At 37.1% G+C, this 6,731-nt stretch carries 5 protein-coding genes and 8 tRNA genes; all 13 read left to right on the top strand.

Annotated features, from left to right (window positions below; translation table 11 throughout):
- The first annotated feature begins 37 nt into the window (after nt 1–37).
- The 13 genes from LLA01S_RS07355 to LLA01S_RS07300 all read left to right on the top strand — a co-directional run bounded on the left by LLA01S_RS07355 (nt 38) and on the right by LLA01S_RS07300 (nt 6,683).
- Nucleotides 38–111 (top strand) — tRNA-Arg (locus LLA01S_RS07355).
- 5 nt (nt 112–116) lie between these two features.
- Nucleotides 117–190, top strand: a tRNA-Pro gene (locus LLA01S_RS07350).
- Nucleotides 191–227: 37 nt separating this feature from the next.
- Nucleotides 228–301, top strand: a tRNA-Met gene (locus LLA01S_RS07345).
- A gap of 12 nt (nt 302–313) precedes the next feature.
- A tRNA-Ile gene (locus tag LLA01S_RS07340) sits at nt 314–387 on the top strand.
- 7 nt (nt 388–394) lie between these two features.
- Nucleotides 395–467, top strand: a tRNA-Phe gene (locus LLA01S_RS07335).
- Between the two features lie 10 nt (nt 468–477).
- Nucleotides 478–548 (top strand) — tRNA-Gly (locus LLA01S_RS07330).
- Nucleotides 549–573: 25 nt separating this feature from the next.
- A tRNA-Ile gene (locus tag LLA01S_RS07325) sits at nt 574–647 on the top strand.
- 42 nt (nt 648–689) lie between these two features.
- Nucleotides 690–777, top strand: a tRNA-Ser gene (locus LLA01S_RS07320).
- Between the two features lie 185 nt (nt 778–962).
- Nucleotides 963–2,876, top strand: coding sequence for a DNA primase (gene dnaG / locus LLA01S_RS07315; protein WP_061778064.1), 1,914 nt, complete (start codon nt 963–965; stop codon nt 2,874–2,876).
- Between the two features lie 259 nt (nt 2,877–3,135).
- Complete coding sequence (rpoD, locus tag LLA01S_RS07310; protein ID WP_371265335.1) at nt 3,136–4,296, top strand: RNA polymerase sigma factor RpoD; 1,161 nt, start codon at nt 3,136–3,138, stop codon at nt 4,294–4,296.
- 97 nt (nt 4,297–4,393) lie between these two features.
- Nucleotides 4,394–4,699, top strand: coding sequence for a MurR/RpiR family transcriptional regulator (locus LLA01S_RS13245; protein ID WP_234922782.1), 306 nt, complete (start codon nt 4,394–4,396; stop codon nt 4,697–4,699).
- On the top strand, nt 4,683–5,138 hold the full coding sequence (locus LLA01S_RS13240; RefSeq protein ID WP_021166300.1) for an SIS domain-containing protein: 456 nt from the start codon (nt 4,683–4,685) through the stop codon (nt 5,136–5,138). The genes LLA01S_RS13245 and LLA01S_RS13240 overlap by 17 nt, the downstream gene beginning before the upstream one ends.
- A gap of 165 nt (nt 5,139–5,303) precedes the next feature.
- A complete protein-coding gene (locus LLA01S_RS07300; RefSeq protein WP_061778063.1) occupies nt 5,304–6,683 on the top strand; it encodes an MFS transporter in 1,380 nt (459 codons plus the stop codon).
- The last annotated feature ends 48 nt before the right edge of the window (nt 6,684–6,731 follow it).

The following is a 6,731-nucleotide window of genomic DNA, read 5'->3' as shown; positions in this document are numbered from 1 at the left end:
ACTAGTATTATTACTAGTTATTTATAAAAAGTTATTTGCAGGCGTGGCTCAACTGGATAGAGTACCTGACTACGAATCAGGCGGTTGTAGGTTCGAATCCTACCGCTTGCATATAACGGGAAGTAGCTCAGCTTGGTAGAGTACTTGGTTTGGGACCAAGGTGTCGCAGGTTCGAATCCTGTCTTCCCGATTGATGTTTTTACATCAATTTGACTTAGGTCAAACATGGCGGTGTAGCTCAGCTGGCTAGAGCGTTCGGTTCATACCCGAGAGGTCGGGGGTTCGATCCCCTTCGCCGCTATAATTATCAGCTGGATCTTTAGCTCAGTTGGTTAGAGCTATCGGCTCATAACCGATCGGTCGCTGGTTCGAATCCAGCAAGATCCATATCTTTGGCTCGGTAGCTCAGTTGGTAGAGCAATGGATTGAAGCTCCATGTGTCGGCGGTTCGATTCCGTCTCGCGCCATTCTTTGTTAGCGGATGTAGTTTAATGGTAGAACCCCAGCCTTCCAAGCTGGCTACGCGAGTTCGATTCTCGTCATCCGCTTAGTTTTCATTTGAAAACATTTTATGGGAGTTTAGCTCAGTTGGTTAGAGCACTGTGTTGATAACGCAGGGGTCCCAGGTTCGAATCCTGGAATTCCCATAATGGATATGTAAGGTATCTATTCATTGTTAATAAGCCTATGGGGGGTTACTCAAGAGGCTGAAGAGGACGGTTTGCTAAATCGTTAGGTCGGGAAACCGGCGCGAGGGTTCGAATCCCTTACCCCCCTTTGTTTGACGTCTATTGCTAAATAGGCGTCTTTTAGACTTTAAAGAGATAGAAAATGATAAAAATTTGAAAGAATCGATTTTATTTTGTGAATGAATAATAAACCAGACTCTTTCCTAAGTGTTATACTTAAGTTGTGATTACTTATTTGAATGTTCATAGTCAAGATGAAAGGGGGAGTAGCGAATGGTTTCAGTAGATACTGAAGTTGTGAATGACTTAAAGTCAAAGGTTAATATTGCTGATTTGATTTTACAATATGTTGCCTTAAGTCGCACCGGTAAAAATTATATTGGCTTATGCCCTTTTCATGGCGAAAAAACTCCTTCTTTTAATGTGAATGCAGAAAAAGGATTTTATCATTGTTTTGGTTGTGGTAGGTCTGGAGATGCTATTGAGTTCTTAAAAGAATATAATCAAGTGGGCTTTATTGATGCTGTTAAAGAGTTGGCTAATTTCGCCGGGGTCACTCTTGATATTTCTAATGACAGAGAAGAAAAAAACAATCCTAATGCGCCACTCTATGAAATCAATAATCAGGCTGCTCGTTTATATAATATTCTGTTGATGTCAACAGAACTAGGGGAACGAGCCAGAGACTACCTCGCTGAACGGGGGATTACTGATGATGTAATCAAAAGATTTAATATTGGTTTGGCTCCTGAGGAAAATGATTTTATTTTTAAAAACTTATCAAATAAATTTGATGAAGAAGTTATGGCTAACTCAGGACTATTTCATTTTTCAAATAATAGGGTTTTTGATGCTTTTACGAATCGAATCATGTTTCCAATTACCAATGAATACGGTCAAACGATTGGTTTTTCTGGACGAAAATGGCAAGAAAATGATGATTCAAAAGCAAAATATATCAATACATCAGCAACGACAATTTTTGATAAATCTTATGAATTGTGGAATTTAGATAAAGCAAAACCAACTATTTCTAAGCGGCGTGAAGTTTATTTAATGGAAGGTTTCATGGATGTTATTGCGGCTCATAAAGCGGGAATAAATAATGTTGTTGCCTCAATGGGAACGGCTTTGACGGAGAAGCATGTTCGCCGTTTGAAACAAATTGCTAAAAAATTCGTATTAGTATATGATGGAGATTCTGCCGGACAAAACGCCATCTATAAGGCCCTTAATTTGGTTGGTGAATCTGATGTACAGATTGTCAAGGTGCCTGAAGGGTTAGATCCGGATGAGTATTCTAAAACATATGGTCTAACAGGTCTATCAGCATTGATGGAAACTGGGCGGATTCAGCCCATTGAGTTCTTGATTGATTTTTTAAGACCTGAAAATTTGGCTAATTTGCAGGTTCAGTTAGATTTTATTGAGCAGATTGCGCCAATGATTGCAAAGCTACAATCGATAACGGCTCAGGATGCTTATATAAGAAAATTAGTTGAGATTTTGCCTGATTTCGAGTATAATCAAGTGGAGCAGGCTGTAAATTTGCGCCGTGAAAATATGAATATTACTGACCATTCTGTTAGTGATTATGGGGCTTCAAATCTAGTTGAAAATTTTACTGACGAGAGAGATTATTCTAATCTTGATTCGGCCATACCTATTGATTTTGAAGAAATCTTTTATGAAAATAATATTCAACCTCAAGTAGCTGATAGAAGAAATGAACCAGCTCAAGTTTTTCAACCAACGATTCAGGTTCCTAAATTGTCTCGTTCAGAAAGAGCTGAGGAGATGCTCCTTCATCGAATGATTTATCATTCATCTGTTTTGAAAAAATTTTCTCAGGATGATAATTTTAGATTTGTCCATAAACGTTATCAGGATATATTTGAAAAGATATTACTTGAGGCAATGGTTTATGAGCAGATTGATGAATCCCATTTGGCAAGTGAGTTGTCAGAGGATCAGCGTAGTCTCTTTTATCAGATTATAAGTTTAGATTTACCAGAGACTGCATCAAGTCAGGAAATTAATGACTTGGTTTCCATTTTTTCAAATGAAATGGAACAAATAAAATTTGAAGAACTTCAGCAACAATTAGCAACTGCAGAAAAAGCAGGAAATAAAGAACGTATGTTAGAGTTAACCCTTCAGATTATTAATCAAAAGAAAAAATTATAGTATTTTTTTACTGACAATTGGCTAGTCTATTTAATGACAGTTTTGTCAGTAGTTTTACCCAAAGAGGAGGATCGAATTGGCAGCAAATAAAAAAAGAATAAGTCAAATTTCGAAAGAAACAGGAGTTCAAAACCGTGTCTTGGTTGAGAAAGCCCAAGAAATTGGCTTACTTGTAAAATCACATTCAAGTTCAGTTGGACCTGGTGAGGAACGTCGTCTTCTTGAAGCATTAAATGTTAAACCTGTTGTTGTTGAAAAGATGGATAGTCCTAAAACATTAGCGAGAGTTGAAATCAAAGAAAATGGTGATACTTTTAATGTAAAAGCTTATGAAAAAGCAGTTAAAGGCTATATTACCAAACGTAAACCTTTGGGTGAAGCGCTTGATGAAGAAATCATGGATGAGCTTTCTGTTAAATTTGGAATTGTGGATGATGCTCTTGAAGATTTGTTCAAACAAATTCAAGATGCAGGAATTTCAATTGTGGATAAAGATGGAAATCCAAGTCCTTTGGCTCTTGTAACTGATGAAATTGAAAAAGAAGAAGTTTCAGATACTGCAATGGATGAAATCGTTACGAATGTTCGTATTGATGATCCTGTTCGTATGTATCTTAAAGAAATTGGTCGTTATCCATTGATTTCTCTTGATGAAGAAACGAAACTTGCTGAAGCAATTATTGCTGGTGGTGAAGGGGCAGAATTTGCGAAACAAATGCTTGCCGAAGCCAACTTGCGTTTGGTTGTTTCAATTGCAAAACGTTATTCTGGACGTGGAATGCAATTTTTGGATCTGATTCAAGAAGGAAATATGGGCTTGATGAAAGCTGTGGATAAGTTTGACCACACGAAAGGATTCAAGTTCTCTACCTATGCCACTTGGTGGATTCGCCAAGCGATTACACGTGCAATTGCTGACCAAGCCCGCACAATTCGTATTCCAGTGCATATGGTTGAAACAATCAATAAATTGATTCGTGTTCAACGTAATCTTTTGCAAGAACTCGGACGCGACCCTTCACCTGAAGAAATTGGTAAAGAGTTGCACATGGCGCCAGATAAAGTTCGTGAAGTTCTGAAAATTGCTCAAGAACCAGTATCACTCGAAACGCCTATTGGTGAAGAAGATGATTCTCATCTTGGTGACTTCATTGAGGATGATGTCATCGAATCACCTGTTGATTATACAAACCGTATTCTTTTACGTGAACAGTTAGATGAAGTGATGGATACTTTGACTGACCGTGAAGAAAATGTTTTGAGAATGCGATTTGGTCTTGATGATGGACGGATGCATACTTTGGAAGATGTTGGAAAACAATTCAAAGTGACTCGTGAACGTATTCGTCAAATTGAAGCAAAAGCAATCAAAAAACTTCGTCACCCACGTCGTTCTAAACCATTGCGTGACTTTATGTAATTTAAAAACTTACTGATACAATTGTCAGTAAGTTTTTTTATATTTTTTTAGAAATTATAGCTATTAAGAGTCAACAATTTTTATTCAGAGGAGTTTTATGAATCATTTAACCAGTGTGGAAATTTATATTTGGAATTACTTAGAAGAAAATAAGACAAAAGTTATCCAAATGACAGTTGCTCAGATTGCTGAATCTGCTCATGTCAGTCCTTCATCAATCATTCGAACTTTGAAAAAGAAAAAATTTTCTGGTTTTTCTGAATACAAAAATACAGCAAAAATAAAAATGAATACAAACAAATGGATTCACGGCTTATCAGAAAGTGCCAATCAAGTTGTCTCTGAAACGATAGAGGAATTGTTAAGAACGGTGAGGCTACTAGAGAGTGAAAACCTTAGCTAAAGTCCTTGAAAATATTTATCAGGCAGATTCTGTCGTAGTTATCTCTCGTGGTTTATCAGTGAGAATAGCCGATTCGTTTGCCAGAGATTTGCAATTTTTAGATGTCAAGGCGGTAAGTCTTTATCAAGACAATATGCAGAATTATCTTAGTAAATTGCCTGAAAATACTTTTCTTGTTGGACTGAGTTTGTCTGGTGAAACAGAATTGATTGTCGCGACAGCCCTCAAAGCAAAAAGAGAGGGTAAAAAAGTTTTGGCTATTACCGGAAATTATGAAAGTAGATTAGCTCAACAAAGCGATTTATCTTTGTTTGCTTATCAAAAAAAGGCTTCTGGAAAAATTCCAGTTGATTATAATAATATGCTCCCACTAGAACTTATTATTCACCTTTTGATTCAACTTTATACAGAATATAAAGAACAGGGGAGGATTGTTTGATGGTTTGAATTTTACTGACAGATTCTAGTAGGAATTTCTTATTAGAGTCTGTCAGTAAATTTTTTATTATTTAAGAATAAATTCCTGAAATTATAGTAAAATCAGGAATTTATTTCAATGGAGAGTAAGTTATAATTAATTTATCAAAATGAAAGGGGATTCAACATGCTTGGATTCTTAAAACCAGCTCCAGATGCAGAGCAAAAAATCTCAGAGGAAAAAGTTCCCCGTTTATATAAAATTTGGCAAATTCGGGTTCTAATTTCGACAGCAATGGTTTATATTGGTTATTATATTATTCGATTGATTTTCACCGTTCAGCAAAATGATATCTCAAAAGCTTATGGCTTTTCAATGGGGCAAATCGGGACAATTCTCTCCATGTTTGGAATTGGCTATGAGATTTCAAAGCTCATCATGGGAACGCTAGCTGACCGTGCCAATCCAAATCGTTATGTGGCGACAGGATTGATTGTTTCATCAATCATCAATGCCCTTTATGGGACGACTCAAAGTTTTGGAATGATTGTTTTTCTGATGTTGCTCAACTCAGTCATGCAAGGCATGGGGGCTACGGCCTGTCAGCGTTTGGTCGGCTTATGGTTTGGTCGCAAAGGGAAAGGCTCAATTATGGCGCGTGGAACGGCATTTTCCATCTGGTCATCGGCTCATAATGCAGGAGCTTTCATGTGTGTGGCTATCATTAATTTATCTGCTTTGTTTTTCGGCGCTTCGCTTCAATGGAGTTTTTGGACAGCATCAATTGTCTCGATTGTCATTGCTGTTATCGTATTATTTCTTGGCTCTGATCGTCCAACAACAAAGGGATTGCCTACGATTGAAGAATATTCCGGCGATAAAGTGGTCATTAAAGATGGAGAAGTTGTCGAAGGTGATGTTTCTGACGAAAATGTCTTTAAGATATTCTTTGAATACATTGTCAAAAATAAACTCGTTTGGGCAGTCATTTTGACTTCACTGTCAATTTACGTGGTGCGTTATGGCATCATGAGTTGGATTCCCAACTACTTGGTCAATGTCAAAGGATTTGATAATTCAACGGCAAAATGGCTGACAGGAATTTTTGAACTGGCGGCTATCCCTGGTGTTATTATCATTGGATTTATTACTGATTTGCTCAAAGGATGTCGGGCCATTATGGTTTTGATTTCACTGATCGCCATGCTTGCTTGTCTAATTACTTATTTTGCGGCAACAAACCACACTTTGATTATCATTGTCTTATTAATTATGGGAACATTTATCTATGCACCGGCGACGATTGTCGGTTTGATGGTCAATGAAGCCGTACCGAAATTTGCCAATGGAATGTCAACAGGAACAATGGGATTCTGTCAGTACATTATCGGCGAAGTGACGGCAACCTTGGTCATTGGATGGGTTGTTCAATCTTATGGCTGGTCAGCTGGAAATATCATTGTTTATGCTTTTGCGGGCATTGCCATTTTGGCTTCAATCTATATCTTGATTCATCAAAATAAATTGTATAAGAAAATTGATAATGCTGCTGAGATTGCAGAATAAAAAAATTACTGACAATTTTGTCAGTAATTTTTTTAATAGATGGTATTC

The organism is Lactococcus cremoris subsp. cremoris NBRC 100676 (genome assembly GCF_001591705.1).
Taxonomy (GTDB): domain Bacteria; phylum Bacillota; class Bacilli; order Lactobacillales; family Streptococcaceae; genus Lactococcus; species Lactococcus cremoris.
The sequence above is the reverse complement of the archived record's forward strand: the minus strand, read 5'-3'. Positions and strand labels throughout refer to the sequence as shown.

What these genes read in the sequence shown, in the direction of transcription:
- dnaG (WP_061778064.1), top strand. Translation starts at nt 963, where the DNA reads ATGGTTTCAGTAGATACTGAAGTTGTGAATGACTTAAAGTCAAAGGTT.
- LLA01S_RS13245 (WP_234922782.1), top strand. Translation starts at nt 4,394, where the DNA reads ATGAATCATTTAACCAGTGTGGAAATTTATATTTGGAATTACTTAGAA.
- LLA01S_RS07300 (WP_061778063.1), top strand. Translation starts at nt 5,304, where the DNA reads ATGCTTGGATTCTTAAAACCAGCTCCAGATGCAGAGCAAAAAATCTCA.
- rpoD (WP_371265335.1), top strand. Translation starts at nt 3,136, where the DNA reads ATGGATAGTCCTAAAACATTAGCGAGAGTTGAAATCAAAGAAAATGGT.